The organism is Lactobacillus ultunensis DSM 16047, from assembly GCF_001436305.1.
GTDB lineage: Bacteria > Bacillota > Bacilli > Lactobacillales > Lactobacillaceae > Lactobacillus > Lactobacillus ultunensis.
Window position 1 is genome coordinate 41,930 of record NZ_AZFO01000002.1, and the last position, 22,698, is coordinate 64,627.

The 22,698-nt window shown below is 36.1% G+C and carries 22 protein-coding genes, 1 pseudogene and 1 riboswitch; of the genes and pseudogenes, 7 read left to right on the forward strand and 16 right to left on the reverse strand.

All coding sequences use genetic code 11. The annotated features are described in order from the left end of the window. Positions 1 to 46: 46 nt before the first annotated feature. The 4 genes from celB to FC57_RS00880 form a co-directional block, all read right to left on the reverse strand. Positions 47 to 1,399 (reverse strand): PTS cellobiose transporter subunit IIC, encoded by a 1,353-nt coding sequence (celB, locus tag FC57_RS00865; RefSeq protein ID WP_007125457.1) that lies wholly within the window; start codon positions 1,397 to 1,399, stop codon positions 47 to 49. 206 nt (positions 1,400 to 1,605) lie between these two features. Continuing rightward, the gene (locus tag FC57_RS00870; protein WP_040529375.1) at positions 1,606 to 2,118 is read right to left on the reverse strand and encodes a PTS cellobiose transporter subunit IIA; all 513 of its coding nucleotides are present in this window, start codon (positions 2,116 to 2,118) and stop codon (positions 1,606 to 1,608) included. Positions 2,119 to 2,223: 105 nt separating this feature from the next. Continuing rightward, complete coding sequence (locus FC57_RS00875) at positions 2,224 to 2,595, reverse strand: PTS lactose/cellobiose transporter subunit IIA (protein WP_007125455.1); 372 nt, start codon at positions 2,593 to 2,595, stop codon at positions 2,224 to 2,226. A gap of 32 nt (positions 2,596 to 2,627) precedes the next feature. After that, a complete protein-coding gene (locus FC57_RS00880; RefSeq protein WP_007125454.1) occupies positions 2,628 to 2,963 on the reverse strand; it encodes a PTS sugar transporter subunit IIB in 336 nt (111 codons plus the stop codon). Positions 2,964 to 3,363: 400 nt separating this feature from the next. Between FC57_RS00880 and FC57_RS00885 the strand changes: the two are divergent. Both FC57_RS00885 and FC57_RS00890 read left to right on the forward strand, forming a co-directional pair. Further along, positions 3,364 to 4,069 (forward strand): annotated as a pseudogene (locus FC57_RS00885) (GntR family transcriptional regulator). An 87-nt stretch (positions 4,070 to 4,156) separates the two neighbouring features. Then, the gene (locus FC57_RS00890; RefSeq protein WP_007125451.1) at positions 4,157 to 5,605 is read left to right on the forward strand and encodes a 6-phospho-beta-glucosidase; all 1,449 of its coding nucleotides are present in this window, start codon (positions 4,157 to 4,159) and stop codon (positions 5,603 to 5,605) included. A 56-nt stretch (positions 5,606 to 5,661) separates the two neighbouring features. On the opposite strand, the gene FC57_RS00895 is transcribed toward FC57_RS00890, so the two are convergent. Both FC57_RS00895 and FC57_RS00900 read right to left on the reverse strand, forming a co-directional pair. Then, positions 5,662 to 6,324, reverse strand: a complete 663-nt coding sequence (locus FC57_RS00895) for a DNA alkylation repair protein (protein WP_007125450.1) — start codon at positions 6,322 to 6,324, stop codon at positions 5,662 to 5,664. A gap of 72 nt (positions 6,325 to 6,396) precedes the next feature. Further along, positions 6,397 to 7,518: an NAD(P)-dependent alcohol dehydrogenase gene (locus tag FC57_RS00900; protein WP_007125449.1), complete on the reverse strand. Its 1,122-nt coding sequence runs from the start codon at positions 7,516 to 7,518 to the stop codon at positions 6,397 to 6,399. Positions 7,519 to 7,738: 220 nt separating this feature from the next. On the opposite strand from FC57_RS00900, the gene FC57_RS10970 reads away from it, so the two are divergent. The 4 genes from FC57_RS10970 to FC57_RS00915 are packed head-to-tail and all read left to right on the forward strand — an operon-like array spanning position 7,739 to position 10,316. Beyond that, complete coding sequence (locus FC57_RS10970) at positions 7,739 to 7,996, forward strand: cupin domain-containing protein (protein WP_007125448.1); 258 nt, start codon at positions 7,739 to 7,741, stop codon at positions 7,994 to 7,996. Then, positions 7,984 to 8,721: an AraC family transcriptional regulator gene (locus tag FC57_RS11190; RefSeq protein ID WP_007125447.1), complete on the forward strand. Its 738-nt coding sequence runs from the start codon at positions 7,984 to 7,986 to the stop codon at positions 8,719 to 8,721. The genes FC57_RS10970 and FC57_RS11190 overlap by 13 nt, the downstream gene beginning before the upstream one ends. Positions 8,722 to 8,761: 40 nt before the next feature. Beyond that, on the forward strand, positions 8,762 to 9,691 hold the full coding sequence (locus FC57_RS00910; protein WP_007125446.1) for a nucleoside hydrolase: 930 nt from the start codon (positions 8,762 to 8,764) through the stop codon (positions 9,689 to 9,691). Positions 9,692 to 9,695: 4 nt separating this feature from the next. Next, entirely contained in the window at positions 9,696 to 10,316 is a 621-nt protein-coding gene (locus FC57_RS00915; RefSeq protein WP_040529428.1) for an NUDIX hydrolase N-terminal domain-containing protein, read from the forward strand. A gap of 62 nt (positions 10,317 to 10,378) precedes the next feature. Here the strand turns inward: FC57_RS00915 and FC57_RS00920 are convergent, their stop codons facing one another. Both FC57_RS00920 and FC57_RS00925 read right to left on the reverse strand, forming a co-directional pair. Next, positions 10,379 to 11,872, reverse strand: a complete 1,494-nt coding sequence (locus tag FC57_RS00920) for an LBA0864 family S-layer associated protein (protein WP_052536193.1) — start codon at positions 11,870 to 11,872, stop codon at positions 10,379 to 10,381. Positions 11,873 to 11,964: 92 nt separating this feature from the next. Further along, positions 11,965 to 12,234 (reverse strand): FMN-binding protein, encoded by a 270-nt coding sequence (locus tag FC57_RS00925; protein ID WP_007125443.1) that lies wholly within the window; start codon positions 12,232 to 12,234, stop codon positions 11,965 to 11,967. Positions 12,235 to 12,386: 152 nt separating this feature from the next. On the opposite strand from FC57_RS00925, the gene FC57_RS00930 reads away from it, so the two are divergent. Next, complete coding sequence (locus tag FC57_RS00930) at positions 12,387 to 13,997, forward strand: Mbeg1-like protein (protein ID WP_007125442.1); 1,611 nt, start codon at positions 12,387 to 12,389, stop codon at positions 13,995 to 13,997. A 38-nt stretch (positions 13,998 to 14,035) separates the two neighbouring features. Here the strand turns inward: FC57_RS00930 and FC57_RS00935 are convergent, their stop codons facing one another. The 8 genes from FC57_RS00935 to lysA all read right to left on the reverse strand — a co-directional run bounded on the left by FC57_RS00935 (position 14,036) and on the right by lysA (position 22,382). Further along, the gene (locus FC57_RS00935) at positions 14,036 to 15,142 is read right to left on the reverse strand and encodes a serine hydrolase domain-containing protein (protein ID WP_007125441.1); all 1,107 of its coding nucleotides are present in this window, start codon (positions 15,140 to 15,142) and stop codon (positions 14,036 to 14,038) included. A 92-nt stretch (positions 15,143 to 15,234) separates the two neighbouring features. Then, positions 15,235 to 16,293 carry an aspartate-semialdehyde dehydrogenase gene (locus FC57_RS00940; protein WP_007125440.1) on the reverse strand — a complete coding sequence of 353 codons (1,059 nt, stop codon included), beginning with the start codon at positions 16,291 to 16,293 and terminating at the stop codon, positions 15,235 to 15,237. Next, entirely contained in the window at positions 16,293 to 17,468 is a 1,176-nt protein-coding gene (locus FC57_RS00945) for an aminotransferase class I/II-fold pyridoxal phosphate-dependent enzyme (RefSeq protein ID WP_007125439.1), read from the reverse strand. Before FC57_RS00945 ends, FC57_RS00940 begins: the two co-directional genes overlap by 1 nt. Before the next feature lie 12 nt (positions 17,469 to 17,480). After that, positions 17,481 to 18,260 carry a 4-hydroxy-tetrahydrodipicolinate reductase gene (gene dapB / locus FC57_RS00950; RefSeq protein ID WP_007125438.1) on the reverse strand — a complete coding sequence of 260 codons (780 nt, stop codon included), beginning with the start codon at positions 18,258 to 18,260 and terminating at the stop codon, positions 17,481 to 17,483. Further along, positions 18,253 to 19,188, reverse strand: coding sequence for a 4-hydroxy-tetrahydrodipicolinate synthase (dapA, locus tag FC57_RS00955; protein WP_007125437.1), 936 nt, complete (start codon positions 19,186 to 19,188; stop codon positions 18,253 to 18,255). Before dapA ends, dapB begins: the two co-directional genes overlap by 8 nt. Before the next feature lies 1 nt (position 19,189). Further along, the gene (locus FC57_RS00960) at positions 19,190 to 20,344 is read right to left on the reverse strand and encodes an N-acetyldiaminopimelate deacetylase (RefSeq protein ID WP_007125436.1); all 1,155 of its coding nucleotides are present in this window, start codon (positions 20,342 to 20,344) and stop codon (positions 19,190 to 19,192) included. A gap of 1 nt (position 20,345) precedes the next feature. Continuing rightward, the gene (gene dapD, locus FC57_RS00965) at positions 20,346 to 21,053 is read right to left on the reverse strand and encodes a 2,3,4,5-tetrahydropyridine-2,6-dicarboxylate N-acetyltransferase (protein WP_007125435.1); all 708 of its coding nucleotides are present in this window, start codon (positions 21,051 to 21,053) and stop codon (positions 20,346 to 20,348) included. Between the two features lie 15 nt (positions 21,054 to 21,068). After that, the gene (gene lysA / locus FC57_RS00970; protein ID WP_007125434.1) at positions 21,069 to 22,382 is read right to left on the reverse strand and encodes a diaminopimelate decarboxylase; all 1,314 of its coding nucleotides are present in this window, start codon (positions 22,380 to 22,382) and stop codon (positions 21,069 to 21,071) included. A gap of 94 nt (positions 22,383 to 22,476) precedes the next feature. Continuing rightward, a riboswitch (Lysine riboswitch) is annotated at positions 22,477 to 22,652 on the reverse strand. Positions 22,653 to 22,698 lie beyond the last annotated feature (46 nt).

Consider the following 22,698-nt stretch of genomic DNA (forward strand, 5'->3'; position numbering starts at 1 on the left):
GGCCTTTTATCGTTCAAAGTTTAATAATTAATAATATTTTTTAATCTTAGTTCTTAGCAGCGTCTGCTTTTTCTTGTTTAAGCAATACATTGTCGTAGTGCTTGATGAATGGGAACCAAATCAAGAAAGCAATAATTGCACAGACGATTGAAAGAACTGCACCTTGCCAACTAACAGTAGCAATATAACCACTCAAGCCAATAGGTGTTGGCCATGGTTGTTGAACAATAATCTTAGGAACAAGATGTGTAGTTACAGCAATGTAACCAACAAGACCTGATGCAAGTGGAGCACAAATAAATGGAACTAACAAGTTAATGTTATAAACAATTGGCAAACCGAAAAGAATAGGTTCGTTAATATTGAAGATAGCTGGAACTAATTCAACCTTACCAATTTCCTTTAATTGAGCTGAACGTGAACCAAAGGCTAACCAAATGGCCATACCCAAAGTAGCACCTGAACCACCGATGATTACGAAGGCGTTCATTGGGTCACCTGCAAAGAAGTGAGTTGCGCCCTTTACGTTAGCAGCCATGTTAGCCAAAACAATTGGAGTATAGAATGAACTCATAATTGTGGCACCATGAATACCGAACCACCATAAGAAGTGGATCAAGAAGATAATGATGAGGAAGCCCCACCAAGTATCAGCAATGTTGCTAATGAATGAGAATGGAATGTAAAGAACCTTGAAAATATCAGTTCCTAAAGTTACCAAAATCAATTCAATAACAGCAACTACAACTGCAATACAGAAACCTGGAATCAAAGCACTGAATGAGTTAGCAACACCAGCTGGAACTGATGCAGGCATCTTGATTCTCCAGTTATGCTTAACAGTGTAACGGTAGATTTGAACTGTTAACCATGCAATTACCAAACCGGTGAAAATACCAACTGAGGCAATTCTAGTAATACCACCAGTTGATGCTTCATAACCGCCAGCAACCATCTTAGCCTTGGTAAGAATGGTAATAAATTGAATTGATCCATTCTTCCAAATAAGTTCTGGCACAGTAATGAAGAAGGCCATCAAGAACATTAACAAACCGTTCATTGGAACCAAGTCCAACTTTTCTTCTTGACGGTAAATATTAGTATATGAATATGCAAAGGTACCAGCAAATACTAAAGCTAAGATACCCATAGTTGAGTTATAAACAACTTGGAACAAGTTGGTAAAACGACCCAACGTATTTGCATAAAATGCAGCAAATCCAGGAATTGGAAATGCTTGAGGCAATACAGTCAAAATTAAGAAGAATGCCCCGATAATTGAAAACGAAATAACGCTATAACCAGCGTCCATAATAGCTCTAACAAAACGAGATGATGCAAACTTACCAGCTTTGGCAGCCATCTTGTCTTTGAAAGAAGCAGAGTTTGAATCAGCCATATTTCTTTCCCCCAATATTTCTGAAACAATTCATTAAATCTGAACAACTTCATTATAGCGAAAGCGGTTTCGTATGTAAACGTTTTTATTTGTCATACGTTATACTTTTAACTTTAAAAGTCTAAACTTTTCCCAATATACTGGGATTTACAGATCCTTAAAAAATATAAAAAAACTTATGTTTTACCATAAGTTTTCTCCAATAATTATTGTTGATGTTGCTTAAAAGTCTCAATTACTTTGTAATAACGATCCTGATTTTTGATTATTTGATGGACTCTATATTCGCATAAAAGACAAAGAAATATTCCGATTAATAAAAATCCCAGCATAAAGTACATAGTATCTTGATTAATTATAAACGGGAAAATCTCTTTTTTTATTGATGTAAATAATAATATCCCCAATATTATGTTAAAGACTAATTGAACATAGAGATAAATTCGCGTAATCGGTATATCTCTTTTACGATTATGCATCTTAGATAATTGCTCAAAACTTGCTACGGCAGAATAAATACCCATAATTAGCGCAGCAAAGATTCCTACTCTGCTGCCATAATAAGCACTAATAATAAACCACATTAAGTTTGAAAACAAAAAAATAGTTACTACATACCTAATCATCAAATAGCGGCTAAAGTACAAATATCTGATACTTGCTTCATGTTTCTTCTTAGCAGCTTCAGTTTTTTCTCTTGCTACTTCTTCTTTATTCATAATTTTCTCCATCTAAAACAATTGATTTATAGTCATTATTCTTAGTCTATCATTTTTAAGTTAAAAAAATAGCCCCTGCTTTCGCAGGAGCTATTTAATCAGCGATTACTTTTCTTCTTTTTTAAGAGCGCCAGATTTATACAGCTTTTCGTAAAGATCTACCATTTCTCCAGCCAAATCTCTAAAAGTAATAGCATTCATCAAGTGGTCTTGTGAGTGTACTACCAACAATGTAACGTGCATGTGGTCACCTTGTGCTTCCTTAGTAAGCATCCCAGTTTGTGAATTGTGGGCTTCAAGAAGTGACTTGTCACTTTCCTTCAGCTTAGCACGTGCACCATCAATATCGCCCTTCTTTGCCAAACGAATAGCTTCAAATGCTAAACTTTTTGCATTTCCCCCGTTAGCAATGAGACCCATAGCGGCCATCAATGTTTCTTGTTCTTTTTGCTCTGGAGTTTTCTTTTCTTCTGCCATAAAATCTGTATCTCCTTTTTAGCTAATTTAAATTAGCCCTTAATTAACTTTTCGGCTTGTGCCAAAACGTTCTTACCGTTCATCATGCCGTAGTCTTGCATGTTGATAACGTCCAAAGGAATATCCTTGCCGTCTTTGCCCTTGCCTTTAACCTTGTTTTCGAAGTCACCCTTCATGTAACTTACTTGAGGCCCAAGAAGAACACAATCAATTTCTTGTTGTGCAATCTTGTCATCAGCTTCTGAAGCTGGGCAAGCAAAGATCTTAGCATCAATACCTTCTTCTTTAGCAGCAGCTTGCAGCTTAGTTACTAAAAGTGAAGTACTCATACCAGCACTACAATTTAACATAATAGTTTGTTCAGCCATAATAAAATTTCCTCCTGGTTATTACATTTTATAGTTTAATTAGCTTTTTTTAATCTACACCAAACATTATAAAACGCTTTCATTAGTTTGTAAACAAAAGATTATACATGCGCCAAAATATTCTTGCTCCTGTACAACCGCTTTCATTTCTAAGCATATACTTTTAAATACTAAAATCAAGATAAAAATATATACTTTTGATTTGTTCACAGAATATTATGCATCATTTGTAAGCATTTTCAAAGACATATGCATTACATATAAAGCATATCACCTTACTTATGAAATTGCTTACAAAAAAGTTTTGAATATTTAGCAAACGCTTTCACTTTTATAAGAGAAAACTGTTAGAATATCTATGTAAGATTTTATCTTTACAATAGAAAGGAGGTAGATCTCTTTGAGTCGCTACCAAGAAATTGCTAATGACATTGAAAAAGACATTATCGAAAAGAAATATAACAGACGCTTACCTGAACAATTTGACTTAGCAAAAAAATACAATACTAGTCGTGTAACGATTGTTCATGCATTAAAAATATTGCAAAATAAAAAAACTAATTAAAACAGTTAAGGGTCATGGAACATTTATTACCAATAAGTCTATTCCTGATATCTTTCTTAATTCGGGCGTTAATGAACATAACGGTTTTACTAGACATGTTAATAGCGCATTCCATTTAACTAGTCATGTAATTGCTTTTAATATTAGAAAACCTAGTGCAGGAGAAAGAAAAGCTCTTAATCTGGGTAAAAATGACGAAGTTTATGACATCATTCGGCAAAGAATTTTAAATGGAAAACCTGCCAAATTGGAATATACGGTTATGCCAGTTAAACGAATTCCGGGTATCACTCTAGATGTGCTACATCACTCTGTTTATTCCTATATTCAGAATGATCTCGGTCTTAAAATTGGCAAAGATGATCGAATTATTACTGCTGAAAAGTCAGACGCCTACGACATGAAATATTTAGACTGCATGCGCGATGATCCTGTTTTATGCATTCAGCAAAAAGCATTTTTAGAAGATGGCCGTCCATTTGAGCTTTCAGAGTCGCGCAACCGCTATGATCGTGGCGCTTTAACCGTAAACGGCGATTAATCTTTTGCTTGATTTAAAAACGTAAGTGTGTAAGAATGACCGTTGTAAACGTTTCCAGTTACATACAAGAAAGAGAGGAAATAATCAATGTATTCAGCAAAAATGCCAAAGAACTTTTTATGGGGTGGCGCCGTTGCTGCTCACCAACTTGAAGGTGCTTGGAAAGAAGGCGGCAAAGGCGTATCTGTTGCCGATGTAATGACTGTGGGTTCTGCTACTAAGCCTCGTGAAATCACCGATGGCGTGCTTCCTGGCAAGAATTATCCTAACCACTCCGCCATTGATTTCTATCACCATTACAAGGAAGATCTTAAATTAATGGCTGAAATGGGCTTCAAGGCTTTCAGAACTTCCATCGCTTGGACTAGAATCTTCCCTAATGGCGATGAAAAAGAACCTAATGAAGAAGGTTTAAAGTTCTATGACGACTTATTCGATACTTGTCATGAATACGGCATTGAACCTGTAATTACCCTCTCCCACTTTGAAATGCCATTTAACTTGGCTAAAAACTACGGTGGTTTTACTAACCGTAAAGTAATCGACTTCTTCGTTCGCTTCGCAGAAGTTTGCTTTAAGCGTTACAAGAACAAGGTTAAGTATTGGATGACCTTTAATGAAATTGATAATCAGTCAGCATTCAACAACGACTTTTTAATGGCTACTAACTCTGGCATCTTGTTTAAAGATGGAATGACTGACAAGGACAAAGAAGCAGCTATGTATCAAGCTGGTCACTATGAATTAGTTGCTTCTGCTTTGGCGGTAAAGATTGGTCATAAGATCAACCCTAACTTCAAGATTGGTTGTATGATCAACTACTCACCTGTTCGTCCACTTACTCCATCAAGTGACGACGTGCTTTTAGCAGATAAATGGGAACAACGTCGTGACTGGTTCTCAGATGTTCATGTATTTGGTGAATATCCAAAGGCCGTTGAAGCTTATATTGAGAGAAATGGCTACCGTCCTGACATTACCGATGAAGATAAAATCGTCTTAAAAGAAGGTACCGTTGACTATGTTGGCTTTTCCTACTACCAAACCACTACTGTTTCCAGTGAAAAAGTTAAACCTGATGATTTGACGGACTTAGCTAAGGCAGTTGCTAAAAACCCTACTTTGAAACGTAGTGACTGGGGCTGGGAAATCGATCCAGAAGGTTTGAGAATTGCTTTGAACCAATTACAAGATCGTTACCACAAGCCATTATTTATCGTTGAAAATGGTCTTGGTGCTTACGATAAGGTTGAATCCGACGGTTCAGTCCATGATGACTACAGAATTGACTACTTGAGAAACCACATTTCAGAAATGGAAAAGGCGGTCGAACTTGATGGCGTTGACTTAATGGGCTACTTGCCATGGGGTTGCATCGACTTAGTTTCTGCAGGTACTGGTCAAATGGATAAGCGTTATGGCTTCATCTACGTTGATAAGAACGATGCTGGTGAAGGTACCCTGGCTCGTTCACGCAAGGATTCATTCTTCTGGTACAAGAAAGTGATCGAATCAAACGGTCAAGATTTAGATTAATCAAGTAAAAAATCAAAATACAAAAAAGAGTTAGAACTAAAATTTCTAACTCTTTTTTATACCCTTAAATACTTGCTGCCTTCACTAATACTTAATTTAGCTAAATGATCATGATTCTCTTCAATGAATCTTTTAACCCATTCTGGATTAGTCTTTGAATAGTCACGAAGTGCCCATCCTATCGCCTTATTAATAAAGAATTCTTCACTATCAAAATTATTTTCAATAATCTTAGCAAGCAAATCTGTATTCATACGCTCTTTTCTTAGCAGTTGGTATTCTATTGCTACTCGTCTAACCCACTTATCAGGATCGATGGACCATTGAAGCATTAAATCATTTACTCTTGCATCCCTCAATCCAACATAACCATAGACTTTCATTAACGCATCAATCGTATCCCACCACTGCTTGGTTCTAACAAACTTTTCAATTCTGAATAAGTCTTCATAAGATACATATTTTTTCATTGCTAACAAATAATCATAGACAAAATACTGCATCTCTCTATGTTCATCTTGCCAAGCTTGATCTAACAAAGCCCAATCTATTTGCTTCTTTCTTTTCTCATTCTTAAGAAAGTCATGGTAAATTTCTTTTCTTTGGGGTGTTTTAAGTCCATAAAAGATGAATTGATTACGCATATATTTCGCCATATGTTGAGCATTGTCTCTATTAGCTTTCTGCTCAAAAGCAGTTCTTAATTCATTGATTTTCATAATTATATTGTACTAAAAAAGATCTCCATTCGGAGATCTTTTAAACGGGTATTTATTATTTCACCACTTGCTTTAGTCACCAGGCTTGTAGTCCTTATCAATGATTAAGACTGGCTTAATAACCTTACCTGATACCGAAGCTTGGTTAGCTTCATTAATGTCTTCAAAGTCAAAGAACTTTTCAGTCTTTTCATAATCAAACATACCTAACTTATTGAATCTGATCAAACGTGGTACATCAATTTGTGGGATAGCATCACCCATATTGACACCAATGATTTTACGATCACTAGTACAAAGATCATTCCAAGTTGAGAATTCAAGGTTATGTGGAGTTACAGCAATGGCAGCTTCAGTACCACCTTGAGCCAAAGCATCAATGGCACTCTTCATTACTGCAGGTAATCCCGTAGTATCTACTGTGTAATCAACACCATAGCCATTGGTTAATTCCTTGATCTTCTTTACTGGATCTTCTTCCTTAGAATTAATTGTATCAGTTGCACCTAATTCCTTAGCTAACTTCAAACGAGATGGAACAATATCAACGGCAATTACACGAGTACAACCGGAAATTTTACCAGCCATCATTGCGGCTAAACCAACAGCGCCAGTACCAAACACAGCAATTGTTTCACCTGGACGTGGTTTCAAAGTATTGAAGACAGTACCTGAACCTGTAATATAACCACAACCCAATGGGCCTACCCGACGAAGGTCAGTATCTTTATCTACTTTGACACAGTTTCTTTGGTTAGTAACAGTCGTAGTAGTAAAGGATGATTGGTTGAACATATCTGAAATATGCTTGCCATTTTCTTGGAATTGATCATCACCATCAAAGCGAGTACCTGAAAGGTTGTATTTAGCATAATTACGACATTGTGTAGGAATACCCTCTAAGCACTTGTCACAAAGTCCATCTGCGTAGAAAGCCATCACAACATGATCGCCTGGCTTTAAGTTTTGTACTTCGGAACCAACTTTTTCAATAATCCCGGCACCTTCGTGACCTAGAATTACTGGATAGCCTAAACTAGCATCACCTTTACGAATAGCTTCATCTGAGTGGCAGATACCGCTAGCAACCATATGCACTTGAACATCAGTTGGACCAACCTTATGTAGCTCAATATCATCTTTAATTACGAAGGGATCGCCCTTTTTTTCAACAACAGCAGCTTTTATCTTCATAATTATGCCTTCTTTGCTACTTATTATTCATTTTTTCTTTACACTTTTTATCTTAAATTTTGTGAAGCTTTTTACAATGGCAAAAAGTTGGATTATTTAATATCATTTCTTAAGATTAATTTTATTAATAAATGCTATGATACTAGTATAGTATGCGGTTTCAAATAAATAATAATCTAAGACAAAATAGTATTTTTTAATAAAAGAAAAAAGGTTTCTTATGATTAAAGAAGCGATATTAAAGAAGTTATCTAAATTAAGTCCAATTGAACAACAACAGATTAAAAAGCACCAATTTGTCAACGATCTTTCGCCTTATGTCTGGTCTAAAGACAATAAAAATAGAGTAATCAATCAAAAACTACTTAGTCATCATTCTATTTATCTAAGCAAGCATAATCGTTTTGCTCCTTATCCTTTGCATAGTCATCAATTTGTAGAAATTAACTATATGCTCCAAGGCGAATGCAAATTGTAGAAGATGAACCCATTCATCTAAAAGAGGGTGACGTCTTAATGATGGATATTGGTTGTCATCACAGTGTTGGTCAGTTAAATAAAAATGATCTGATGATTAATCTAATTTTCAATAATAAGAATATTTCTTTTGATTTTCTCGATAAAACTCATAAAAAAGATAGTTTCATTTACCAGTATCTTTTCAATATCTCATTGCAGAATCACAATAAACAAAAATTCGTTATCTTTCCTAAAAACTCAGATATTACAGATACAATGGACGATATTATTAACGAGTATTTTTCTGGCTTCAGTTACCGTGGCATGATTATCGATAATTATTTCAATATTTTATTAGCTAAAATCATTCGTAATTATCCAATGATTGAAAAGCAAATTTATGATAATCGACAACAACTTTTAGTCGATCTTTTAACTGAAATATCTAATAACTATAAAACAATTTCTTTGGGTAAGTTAGCTACTAAATACGGCTATACTAAGCCCTACTTAAGCAGTTTAATCAAGGATTTATCTGGTCAGACTTTCATTCAGCTTCGTACCAGAAAACGATTAGAACAGGCTCAATATTTACTTAATTCTAGCTCTTACTCAATAGCCAAGATCTGCAATCTAGTTGGCGTTCATAACCTAAATTCTTTTTATACTAAATTTAAAGAACAATACCATATGCTACCTAATGACTACCGAAAAAAGAATTATTTAAACGATACTTTCATCTAATCTGCTAAAATGAAAGTACATAGTTAGAAAGGCCAAACAAATGAAAAATATTTATTTTAATCATGATGGTAATATCGACGATTTAGTTTCTTATCTTTTGCTTTTGCAAGCACCAGACATCAAATTACTCGGTGTAGGTGCCATTGACGCGGATGGTTATATTGACCCATCCGTTGAAGCTTGTCGCAAGATGACTGATTTATTTAATTTACGTGGTGATAAATTAGCAGTAGCTCGTTCCAATTCAAGAGCTGTTAACCAATTTCCACACGAATGGCGTATGGCAACTTATTCATTCAATTATTTGCCAATGTTAAACGAAAAAGGTCATATCGATACCCCACAAGCAGAACTTCCTGCTCACCTTGATATGGTAGAAAAGATCAAGAAATCCAAAGAACCTGTAACCTTAGTAATGACTGGTCCTTTAACCGATTTAGCCCGTGCCTTAGACACCGATCCGGATATCGAAAAGAACATTAAGAAGCTCTATTGGATGGGCGGTTCACTCGATGGTCACGGCAACGTTGCCATGGTTAATGCAGACGGCAGCCAAGAATGGAATTCATTCTGGGATCCATATGCTGTTAAGCGAGTTTTTGATTCTAATATCAAAATTCAAATGGTTGGTTTGGAAAGTACTGAAGAATTGCCTCTTAATGATAAATTGAGACAACACTGGGCAAGCTTGCGTAAATACCCTGCTATGGACTTAGTTGGTCAAGGATACAGCATGATTGTTTCAATCCCAGCTGCGGAATTATATCTATGGGATGTCTTGACTACTGTTAGTGCACTTTATCCAGAAGTAGTAGAAACAGAAGTAACTCATGCTAAAGTCATTACTGATGGTTTAAGAGCTGGTAGTTTTGACCGTGATCCAAGTGGACGTGAAGTTACCTTAGTTACCAAGGCACACAAAGATTTATTTTTCAAAAAGATGGATGAAATTTTGGAAAGAACAAAGTAGTCTTATGGATAACTTCGATCAATTTACAGATTGGGCAATCGAATTGCAAAGTTTGGCCCAAGCGGGCTTAACTTATGGACATGATAAATTCGATCTTGAGAGATATCAACGTATTCGTGAAATTGCAGCAGAAATGATGGCCGAAAAAACAGGTTTGCCTACCAAGAAAGTCAAAAGTCTTTTTTGCAATGATTCTGGCTATCCTACGCCTAAAATTGATACTCGTGCAGCAATCTTTAAAGATGACAAAATCTTACTAGTTAAAGAAAGCGATGGTCGCTGGTCCCTACCTGGTGGTTGGTGTGAAATTAATTTATCACCAAAAGAAAACTGCATTAAAGAAACTAAAGAAGAATCAGGACGAGACGTTGAAATAATAAAATTAATTGCAGTTCATGAACGTAACCAACATAATCAACCACCTTATGCTTTTGGAGTTGAAAAATTCTTTTTCCTATGTAAAGAATTAGGTGGAAAGTTTACCCCTAATGACGAAACCACAGCTGCTAAGTATTTTGGGATTAATGAATTGCCTGAGCTATCTCCTGGTAAAAATAATTTAGAACAGGTAAAAATGTGTTTTAAGGCCAAAGATGATCCTGACTGGACAGCATATTCGGACTAAAAAATACAGAAAAGTTTAAAAAGCTTTTCTGTATTTTTGTTTATTTTAATTATTTTACTAAATTAAATGCGACCTTGAGTTAATTCAGCACGTTGTGCGAATTGAACATAAAGGTTAGAACCATTAGCTGAAAGCCCTTCAATTTCTCTTCTTACGTTGAAGCGATAGTGCTTCTTAGCAGTACCATTTTCACCGACCTTGAAGATGTGATCATTGAAGCCAATGAAGAAGTTACCGTTACCGTAAGTGAAACCTTGAACTGGTGAATTTGAAACGAATCTACCCTTAGTTGCACCAACTTCAGTAGCAGTCCAACTGTCACCACTTCTAGTTAACTTCCAGTATTCGTAGTTGTTGTAACCACCATTGTGGAACAATGCATACATGGTATTATCACCAACGAAAGTAGCATTGTGGATGTAACGGTTCTCAGCAATTCTGAATGTCCAGATCTTGTTAATCTTCATATCACTCTTACGGATTTGAAGAATTTCTTCTGAACGAGGACCGTTATTGTACTTGTTATCATTAGCTAATACATAAATGTAGCTTGATGATGAGCCTAATGATTGACCATGACCTAATTTGATGTATGGACTAACCTTGATATTGTTTGCATATGATCTAAAGGTTGACCAACGCATAGTTGTCAAGTTTTGTGCAGCATACTTGCTCTTAATAGCGTTTAAGTTGTATGAAACAAGGTGACCGTGTTGATCATTGCTGCTAGTAAACATTGAAGTAGTAAAAATACCACTATTTACGGTAATACCTTCAGGAATTACACCAACTTGACCCATTGCATCCCCAGCTTGACCATATCCTAAGCTGACAAAACGTGGTTGGAAAAGTCTAGTTCTTAAAGTTAAACCATTAGATCTGAAAGTATTGCTGCTGGTTTCTGAAGTATAGTGATGAGCAGCATTCCAGTTTCTTGATGAACTCTTAGAACCACCATTCCAAGTAGTTACTGACTTAAATCCTGACTTAGGAGTCAAGTTAGCTTCACCCATTTCGCCCTTACCAGAACGAACGTCAATATTTAATGAAGCCTTAGCCTTACCATAACTGTAGTCAACTGTAGATGAACTAGTGCTTACGTAAGCCTTAGAAACACTAACTTTGCTTGGGTTAACTGCAGTACCATGACTGTCAGTAGCGTAGTTAATGGCATCTCTAGTTGGGAAACCATAATCAGAGTTCTTTACTACTGATACGCTACCAGCAAGTGAAATAGTGTTTCTAGCAAAAAACTTTTCACTTACCCAACCAACATGGCGACCATCTACGTAAATATCCCAGAAGTTTCCCTTCTTAGTTGAAACATATCTCTTAGATTGAATTTGACCATGCTTAAAGTACTTGGTTGAAGTGAACTTGCCACTTGGGCCACCCTTAGAAACACGGTGATAAATAGCATAATTGCCATTACCAGCAATCTTAGTTACAGCCTTGTCATAACTTTTGGCACTTACATGCTGTGATTGGTAACCACCAATAAATAAGCCAGCAAGAAGAGCACTCGTTATAATAACTCCCTTAATGGATTTTTTCATACTTCTTCCCTCCATTTTGTTGATACATCAAAAAATCCAAGGTTTATTTTAGCATGAGAAGTACAATAAACAAATACTAAATTACCTACTATCTATTCTTCTGCTTTCTTTAATGCTTCTTTGACAGCTTCCTTTACCCCATTAGAAGTAAAAGTGGCTCCCGTAACTACATCAATATCTGCTCCTTGTTTATCTAAAATTTCTGCTTTTAATTGTTTCTCAGCCCTTTGTCCATATTTAAGCGTTTCCGTTGATAAATCCAAATCAACATCGGTAATTTTATTATCCTTAATTGTTAATTTAACACCAACAAAACCAGCCATTCCTCTGGCTTGAGCTGAATAAGTCCCTGTCTTTAACATAAAAATCCTCTTTTCTCCCAAAAACTGTGGCTTTATTATACCATCATTAAAATTTGTCTTGCTTTTTTATCAAAAGAGCCTTTTTCTTGCACTATCTTTGTCTACTTACGTTAAAATTGAAAAGGGATTTATTTAATTGAAGAGGGTAAAACATGTATCCAGATAATAATATTCTTACTTATTTAAAATGGCGTGGCGATATTGATTTTAGTACATCGCCTTTCAACGATATTGATGCCCTTGTTTTATCTATTTTTTCTTATCTTGAACTGCCTGATATTGTAGACAGTGGCAGTAAAACAATTACATTAGAAAAAGCTGCCAAATTATATTTTGCAGATGATCATCCACGCAACGATAACTTGCAATATCAAGAATTGTTTAAGTTGATGGCTAAAGCTGATCGCTTTAAAGATGCGCGTTTATCATACTTTGTTAGCACTTTAACCGAACATACACAATTTAGTGCAATTAAAGTGGAACTAACTGATGGCACAAACTTCATTGCCTTTCGAGGGACAGATGATTCCTTAATTGGCTGGAAAGAAGATTTCGAGATCAGTTTTAGAATTACCACTGCTCAAAGACAGGCTGTAAAACTGCTAGAAAAGATTTTAAAAGCAGATGATGAGGATTACTACCTTGGTGGTCATTCTAAAGGTGGTAATTTGGCCGAATACGCTGCAATTAATATCGAACCAAAATTACGTAAAAGAATAAAACGAATTTATACTTTTGATTCACCAGGGATTGCTGAAGAAGTTGGTGCACAACTTCCCGCCAAATATTTAAAGAATACGCTTAGACGATTTGTACCGGAATTCAGTGTTATTGGTCGTTTATTTGAACCAGCTGGTATTTCACCCACAATCGTTAACAGTACTCGTAAGAATTTGAGTCAACATGATGCATTCAGTTGGCAAATTGTCGGTTCTAATTTTGATACTAAGCGCCACCGTAATCCACAATCTCAAGTCTACAATCAGTTGATCAATCAATGGATTGGGGATGCAACATTAGATGAAAGGGAATCTCTAACTAATGATCTTTTCTCCGCTTTAGGTGCTGGAGGAGCTACTAAGATTAACGAATTAGACAAAAATGGATTTAGTGGTTTTGGCGCAATTCTTTTCTCATTTGCGGACTCATCCAGAAGAACACGTTTTGTCTTTGGTTCGCTCTTCTCAGCTATTTGGCAAATGATCAAAAGTCGACACCTAACTAAAGTCCTTTTCTCCACAGATACTATCGTTGGATGGATTATGGTAGTTCTGGGTATTATTAGTTTAACTTTACCCCAATATGCCGTTAGAGCATTCGGTGCATTAGTTGCATTCGCTGGTATTGCTTTTAGTGCCCATCAGATTTTGGATACTGCTAAATCAAAATTAAAGGAACGACAAAAAAACTTCTTTATCACTTCATATTTAGTAGTTTTTGCATTGTCAACGGCGTTGATTTCCAATAATCGCTTATTAATCTTCCTAGCTCATTACTTCTTAGGACTATTTCTGATTATTTATTCATATGTTCGACTAAGGCAATTGATTTTACGTAAAATTCCTGGAGTCTTTCATATCATAATTGTGGCAATAGAAGCTATTATTGCTTTTGCATTAGGAATTGTTGTAGTAGTCAACCCTAGTGCATTCAACCGTCGATCAATTATTATCATCGGTAGCTTATTAATTGCGTATGGATTCTTCAAATTAATTGGAGAACTATTTACTCAACGTAATAAAATGCCTAAAAATCACCGTTAAAAAAGTTCAGCTTATTAAATATAAGCTGAACTTTATTTTTACCTTTTAATAAAAGTACCTGCTTTAATCTTGCTTAAGATACTGTAGCCAATACTCTTAATATGATTCTTGCTACCATTGGGTTGATTTAAGAACATCACAATGCCATTTTGATTATCTGTGGTTAGTTGCATCCAGTTAACAAAATGAGTATCGCCAAAATTACCATAAGCAAGCTTTAACGTACCGCCCTTTTTTAGATAAAAGCCACCTGAATAAGTATTAACTTTCGACTTTAAATGGGACAAATAATTAAATTGCTTAGCAGTTAAAATTTTGCCGTTGCATAGCCCTTGCTGTATTTTTTCATAATCAGCTGGCGTGGAGAATAAATCTCCTGCACCTGGCAATTGAGAAACTACATGCTTATTGGCATAAACAGCACTTTGATAATTCTTCCCATGACGGTAAAGATAAGAAATAGCATCAGTCTTAGAACGTGGAATCTCATCATAAATGTAGGTTTGATGCAAATGAAGCGGTTTAATAATTCGACTTCTAACATTTGCTGCATAAGATTTACCCGTTACTTTACGAATTATTCCTGCTAATAGAACATAGTTGGCATTATTATAGTTAAAACGATTGCGATGTGATGAAGCGTTGAAATCAGCTTTGGCAATTGTCCATTTAATTGCGCCGTTTTCAGAAAAAGTAATACCATGATTTGATTCTGTTCCAGATACATTAATACCTGAAGTATGCGTCATTAGTTGTCCTACCGTAATTTTCGATGAATGTTTCAATAAAGGATACCAACGTGATATCTTAGTATTCTGTGAAAATTTATTTTTATAAATCAACTGCGTAATAATTGCTGCAGTAATTGACTTTTGCAAAGATCCTACTGGATAAACCAGTTTTTTACTTCCATTACCGATTCGGCGTTTGTAATAGCCATAGCCTTCACTAACTTGTTGCCGATGTCCATTTTGAACAATTTCAATTGTTCCGCGTAAGTGATATTTCCTCATGGTTTTCTTGGTGTAGGTACGCAACTGCTTACTAGTATAAGCTTTTGCATTTACCTGTTCACTATTGAGAAAACCACACAAAGAAATAAAAATTATTGTAGCAAATAACCAGAATCGTCTCTTCAACTTCAAAATAAACCCCTCTTTAAATTAATCCTGAAATATTTTACCACAAACAAAAAGCACAAAATGTCTATTTTTAAGGCATTTTGTGCTTTTTAACGTTAAATTAAGTTCATTTTTACCAAATATTCCGCATTTTCAACGGTATTCCAAGCAGCACCTTTGAGTAAGTTATCGGCAACTACCCACATATTAAAGGCGCCTTTGTTTTCATAGTCAGGACGAATTCTACCAACAAAAGTCTCACGCTTACCTGTAGCATTAATTGGTTGAGGATAGATTTGATGCTTAATATCATCTTGCAATACTACACCTGGGAAGTTTGCTACAGTATCCATAATATCCTGTGTAGTTGCACTCTTATCTTCAACAGTAAAGTAGACACTTTCACCGTGAGCGATTGGAACTGGTACTCTAACACAAGTAGCGGTAACTTTGATGTCTTTGGCATTCATATCATTTAACATAATCTTCTTTGTCTCATGGATCATCTTCCACTCTTCATGAGAATAACCACTATCCTCTAAAACATCGATTTGTGGTAAAAGATTAAATGCTAATGGATAATGCTTTTTATCACCCTTGGTTGGTAAAATCTTAGCATCTGCTTGCATATCTTTACCATCCAAGTAATCTTGTGCTTCCTGCTTCAATTCATTAATAGCGGCTTGACCTGCACCAGAAGCAGCTTGATAAGTCGAAACGATAATTTGTTTTAAACCAAACTTTCTCCTAATTGGTTCCAAAGCCATAACCATTTGAATAGTGGAGCAATTTGGATTAGCAATAATACCATGATGATGTTTCAAAGCTTCTGGGTTAACTTCTGGCACAACCAATGGGACATCTGGTTCCATTCTAAATGCACTAGTATTGTCAACACATACAGCTCCACGCTTTACTGCTTCTGGTAAAAACTTTTTAGAAACAGCACCACCAGCTGAAGATAATACTAAATCTACACCATCAAATGATTCTGGCTTAGTTTCTTCAACTGTTAAATCTTGATCTCTAAACTTTAAAACAGTTCCAGCTGAACGATATGAGGCTAAAAGCTTAACACTCTTAACAGGAATAGTTGACTTAGCCAACTGATCAATCATTCTTCTACCAACGGCACCAGTAGCGCCTAAAATTGCAACATTATATTCTTTAACCATTATTTATCCTCTTGTAAAAACTTATTGATTCTCTTCATTGCTTCATGCAAATTCTCATCACTTGATGCATATGACATTCTCACGTAGCCTTCACCACCAGGACCAAAAGCACTGCCTGGAGTGATGCCCACTTTTTCTTTAAAGGCTAAATCCAAAGCAAATTGCATATCATCTTTGCCATACTTTTCAGGGATCTTAGCGAAAATATAAAAGGCACCTTCAGGCTTAACCGCATGCATCCCCATCTTTTCCAATTCTTGCAGAACATAGTCCCGCCGTTTTTCATAAATATCACGGTAATACTTTGGATCATCTAGTCCATGTTCCAATGCTTCGATAGCTGCGGCTTGTGAAGAATCAGTAGTTGTAGTTACCATTAAGCCATGAACCTTGCCAATTTGTTCCATAATCTTAGCAGGAGCAGCAACATATCCTAGACGGTAACCGGTCATCGCATGAGATTTAGATAAACCTGAAATATAAATAGCTCTTTCAGGGATCAAACTGGCAATTGAAAAATGTTTAACACCATAAGTTAAAGTTGAATAAATTTCGTCAGTAATTACATATAAATGATTTTCTTCAATTACTTTAGCTAAAGCTCTAATTTCTGCTTTACTGTATTCAACTCCAGTTGGATTAGTTGGATAATTCAAAATAACCGCCTTAACACTCGGATTTTCTTTGATAGTTTCTTCTAACTTAGCTGGAGTTAATTTAAAATTATCTTCTGACGTATTCATCAACACATAATCTGCATCTGCCAATGTGGCAACTGGCCAATAAAGTGAAAAGACAGGCGTAGGAATTGCAATCTTATCACCAGGATTAGTAATTGCATACAATGCGGCATTAATCGCTTCTGTAGCTCCAACAGTCACCACAATCTCAGTTTCGGGATCATAATCAATACCAGTTGCTTTCTTCAAGTATTGACTAATAGCTTTCCTTAATTCAAGCTTGCCTTTTTGAGGAGCATAGTGTGAATCATTATCTTGGATACTTTTAATTGCTGCTTGTTTGACATGTTCAGGAGTATTCATATCAGGTTCACCTAAAGTCAACTTGATAATACCGGGAATAGTTGAAACTTTATTATCAAAGATTCTGATTCCAGAAGCCTTAACATTTTTTACTTTTTGACTAAATTTTAAGTCTTGAGCTAATTCTGGCATAAGTTGCCTCCTTTATAGAATATTTTCTAATCCTACTACTAATTCATTCAGTTGATCGACCTTTTCCAAGGCAACTTTGACACCGCCCATAAAACTGCCACGATCAAATGAATCTTGTCTGATAGTTAAAGCCTCACCTGGACCACCAAACAAGACTTGTTCATGAGCAATATATCCAGGTAACCGAACAGAATGAATTTTAATACCCTGATAATCTCCGCCACGAACATTCTTTAAAGTTTCAATTTCATCTGGCGCAGTTTGATGTGCTGGTCTATTTTCTGCAATCATTTTAGCTGTCGATAAGGCTGTACCTGAAGGAGCATCCTTTTTATCGGCATGATGCATTTCAATAATCTCAACATCTGGGAAATATTTAGCTGCTTCCTTAGCAAATTTCATCAGTAAAACAGCTGACATGCCAAAGTTAGGTGCAATTAAACCACCAATTTTTTCTCGTTGTGAAATTTTAATCAATTCTGCTTCTTGCTCATCAGTCATTCCTGTAGTTCCAACTACAGGAGAAATGTGATGAGTTAAAGCAAACTTCACATTGTCATAAACAGCTTTAGGAGTAGTAAAATCAATCCAAATATCAGCTGCATGATCAGGGATTTCATCTAGACTCTTAAAAATCTTGGCATCAGCTGATAAATGATATTTTTCTGGATCATTTTCAGCAATCGGAGAAAGACCAGCTACTACTTCAAAGCCATTTAACTTATTAACTAAGCCAACGGCTTTTTGCCCCATTGCTCCGGTAAAACCGGCTACTAAAACTTTTTTAGTCATTTTCAAGTTCCTTTCCTAAATCGAGTGGCAACTTTTGCATTAATGCATTTTCATTTAAACCTAAAGCCTTAGCTAAAGTCTCTTTTTCTTCATCATCTAAGCTAACAATTGGCAAACGACAACCCCCCACTTTCAAGCCTTGAGCATTCAAAACTGCTTTAATTGGTGAAGGTGACGGATACATAAACAAAGCCTGCATCTTCGGTGTCAACCAGCGTTGAATCTTGGCTGCTGCTGGATAATTGCCTTCATAAAGAGAATTGTACATCTGACGCATTTCTTTAGTATAAATATGACTAGCTACAGAAATCACACCGTTGGCTCCCAATAATCTGGCAGTCAAAGCTTGCGTATCTTCTCCAGTGAAAACCTGGAAATCTTTATCTTTGTTTTCAATGATATATTCCATTTCTTCTAGAGAGGCACATTGCTTAATACCTTTGATATTCTTCAAATGAGAAAGTTGAACGATCGTTTCCTTTTCCATCTTAACGCCTGTTCTACCAGGGATGTTGTAAATCAAGATTGGCATATCAACATTGTCATTGACAGCAGTGAAATGAGCAATCATACTGCGCTGATTTGGTTTATTGTAAGGTGGAACAACAACTAATGCATAATCTATACCTTTAATTTTTGCTACTTCATTAGTAAAACTAATCGTCTCTGCAGTATTATTGCTTCCTGTTCCTGCAATTACAGGAACACGACCATTCACAATTTGACCAAAATGCGTATATAAGTCAATTTTTTCATCATGGGTTAAAGTGGGAGTTTCTCCAGTGGTTCCTCCAACAACAAAGCCATTGCATCCCAAATTGATTAAACGATTAGTCAATTTTTCCAAACTAGCAAAATCAATCTTTTTATTCTCATCAAAAGGTGTAACAATTGCCGTTAATAAATCTGCATCAATTAATGTAGCCATTTTAATTCTCCATTCTATTGATCAAAAATCCCTTAATTGCATCAATACCACGTTGGACACTTTTTTCATCTGGTTTAAGCGTAGCCGAATGCAGTTGTGCTCCAGGATCGCCTACGCCTAACCAAAACATAGTTCCTGGGAATTTAGCTAACAAGAAACCAAAATCTTCACCAGTCATCTTAGGAGCAGTTTCGATGAAATTAACCTTTGGATTATTTTTCATGTAAGAAATAAAATTCTTAGTTAATTTAGGATTATTCTCTACGGGCCAATAGCCCCCTTGATTCAAATCCAATTTCACTTTCATATTGTAGCTACGAGCAATACCTTCACAGACATCTTTTAAACGATGATCGATATGTAAAATCATCTTTTGTGTTAGGCCACGGATAGTACCTTCAATTCGAGCATGTCCTGCAATGACATTTCTAATTGTTCCTGCTTCAATCTTACCTAAAGTGATCACACCACTTTGAATGGGGTCAATACTACGAGAAATAATAGTTTGAATCTGCATAATCAAACTTGCCGCAGCTACAACTGTGTCATTGGCATTCTGTGGGAAAGCTGCATGACCGCCTTTCCCCCAAAGATCAATATTAACTTCGGTAGTACCAGCAAATAATGTTCCCATTCGGCAGCCAATCGCCCCAGCAGGCAATTCAGGATTATCATGCAAGCCATAAAACTCATCAGGCTTGAATTTTCCTTGCAAAACACCTTTTTCATAGGCTTGCTTGCCGCCACTTTCACTTTCTTCAGCCGGTTGGAAGAAGAAAAGCAAATTATCTTGCGGTTGCTTTTCACTAAAATAATTCAAAAGCCCTAAAGCTACCGTCATATGAATATCATGCCCACAAGCATGCATTACGCCCGGATGTTTAGAAGAATATGGTAAATTTGTTTTTTCTTCTACTCGTAAAGCATCAATATCGGTACGATAACCAATTGTTCTTTGCGGATTTCTTCCTTTTATTAGAACCAAGATTGCGGTTGGCAATTCCTTAGGCACTTCAATTGTTAAATAATCTTGCTTAAAACCTTTAATTATTTCCAATAAATAATCATGTGTCTCTTGCTCGTGCAAAGCGAGTTCTGGAATTTCATGCAAATGTCTTCTAATCTGAATTAATTCATCTTCGCTTAAAATCGCCATTTTATATCTTTCTCAAATCGTCTTCGAGTCCTGTCTTGCTTTCAGTTTGCTCATCAACTTTTTTAATTACACGAGCTGGAACACCCGCTACCATTGTATGTGGTGCAACATCTTTAGTAACAACCGCACCAGCGGCAACTACTGCACCTTCACCAACATGTACGCCTTCAATTACTACGCTATTAGCACCCATGACAACATTATCATCAACCTGAACTGGTTTAGCCGAAGCTGGTTCAATTACACCAGCCAAAACGCTACCGGCACCAATATGACAATGTTTACCGACAATTGCACGACCGCCTAAAACAACGCCCATGTCAATCATGGTATCATCGCCAATTTCGGCACCAATATTGATGATCGCTCCCATCATAATTACTGCATTTTTACCGATTGCTACTTGATCACGAATAATTGCACCAGGTTCAATCCGCGCATCAAACTTTTTCAAATCAATTAATGGCACAGCTGAATTTCGAGCTTCATTTTCAATATAATAATCTGTAATTTCACTATGAGCTTTTAAAAATGGCTCAACATCTTTCCAGTCACCAAAAATTACACCAGAATGTTCTTCTGTGAAGTTTTCAATTTCCTTAGGAAATTCAACTTTAGTTAAATCACCTTTAATAAAAACCTTAACTGGGGTCTTCTTAGGAGCATTGCCAATATATTCAATAATGCTTTTTGCATCTAATTTTGCCATAGCTTTTTCCTTTCATTAATCTGCACTATAAGACTGATCTAAATGAACTAAATCTTCCAAGCTTTCTCTTTTAATAACTACCTTAGCTTTTCCTTTTTCCGCAAAAACAACAGCTGGACGAGGATTACGATTGTAATTAGAAGCCATCGAATATCCATAGGCTCCCGTATCTAACATAGCAATTAGAGAACCAGCTTTAGTTACTGGTAATGCTTGATCCTCAGCTAAGATATCACCACTTTCACAGTATTTACCAGCAATACGAACATGTTCAGTTGAAGGCGCTTGAGGATCGCTAGCCAAAACTGATTCATATTTTGCTTGATATAAGGCTGGGCGAATATTATCACCCATTCCTCCATCAACTGCGACGTAAGGACGATGTCCTGGGATTACCTTGCGACTACCTGTAGTGTACAAATTATAACCGGCTGGACCTACAATTGAACGACCTGGTTCAATATCAATTTCTGGAACTGGAAATGATGCTCTTTCTGCTTCCGTTTTAATAGTTTCTACAATCGCCTGAACGAACTTTTCAGGTCTTAATGGATTATCCTCGGCCGTATATTTAATACCAAAGCCCCCGCCAACATTAATCACCTTAGCGGTATAACCATATTGATTACGCCAATTTTCAGCAACCTCCATCAATTTTTTGGCCGCCATTTCAAAACCGTTCAATTCAAAAATTTGCGAACCAATATGAGCGTGAATACCAACTAAATTCATTCGAGAATTGTTCAACACTTGTTCCAAAGCTAAATCAGCTTGACCAGATTCTAGATCAAATCCAAATTTGCTATCAACTTGTCCTGTTTGATCATATTCATGCGTATCAGCTGAAATACCAGGCGTAATTCTAAGCATAACGTCGATTTTGGCATTCTGTTCTTTCAGTACTTGATCCAATAACTTGATCTCATGGAAATTATCAATAATGATCTTGCCAACATGATGCTTAACAGCCATTTCAAGTTCAGCTAAGGACTTATTATTGCCATGAAAACTAATATGTTCTACAGGGAAATTAGTTTTTAATGCTGTATAAAGTTCACCTGCTGAAACTACATCAGTATAGGCACCTTCTTGCTCGGCAACCTGATACATTGCAACGCAACTAAAAGCCTTGCTTGCATAACTTACAGCGTATTTAACGCCTTCTTCTTCGAAAACCTTCTTAAAGGCTCTAATTTGATGACGAATTTGTTCCACATCATAAACAATTAGTGGCGTACCATACTTTTTAGCTAACTCAACTAAATCAACTCCACCAATTGTTAAATGACCTTGTTCATTAATCTGATCTACCGAAATCTGAGGATTCATGTTTACACTCCATTCTGATTGGACGAAACGCTAATAAAAAAATCCACTGTTTGCGCTAAGCAAACAATGGATTAAATAAACTTCACTTAATCTTATGGTCGATAGCGCTCCGCGAATTATGTTTTCGCGACAGTTCGCAATTTATTCAACTGCGACCCAGCTTATCTCTTTGGCATGAAATAAGCTTCGGCAACCTCCCCTTTCACAATTCATCTTCGTTTTGCCTAACTGCTAATTGCTACTAATGTCAGTTGCACCTCTATAGATTTACTTGTAGTCTACAGTTTTATGAAAATATAGTCAACTCTTTTATTAT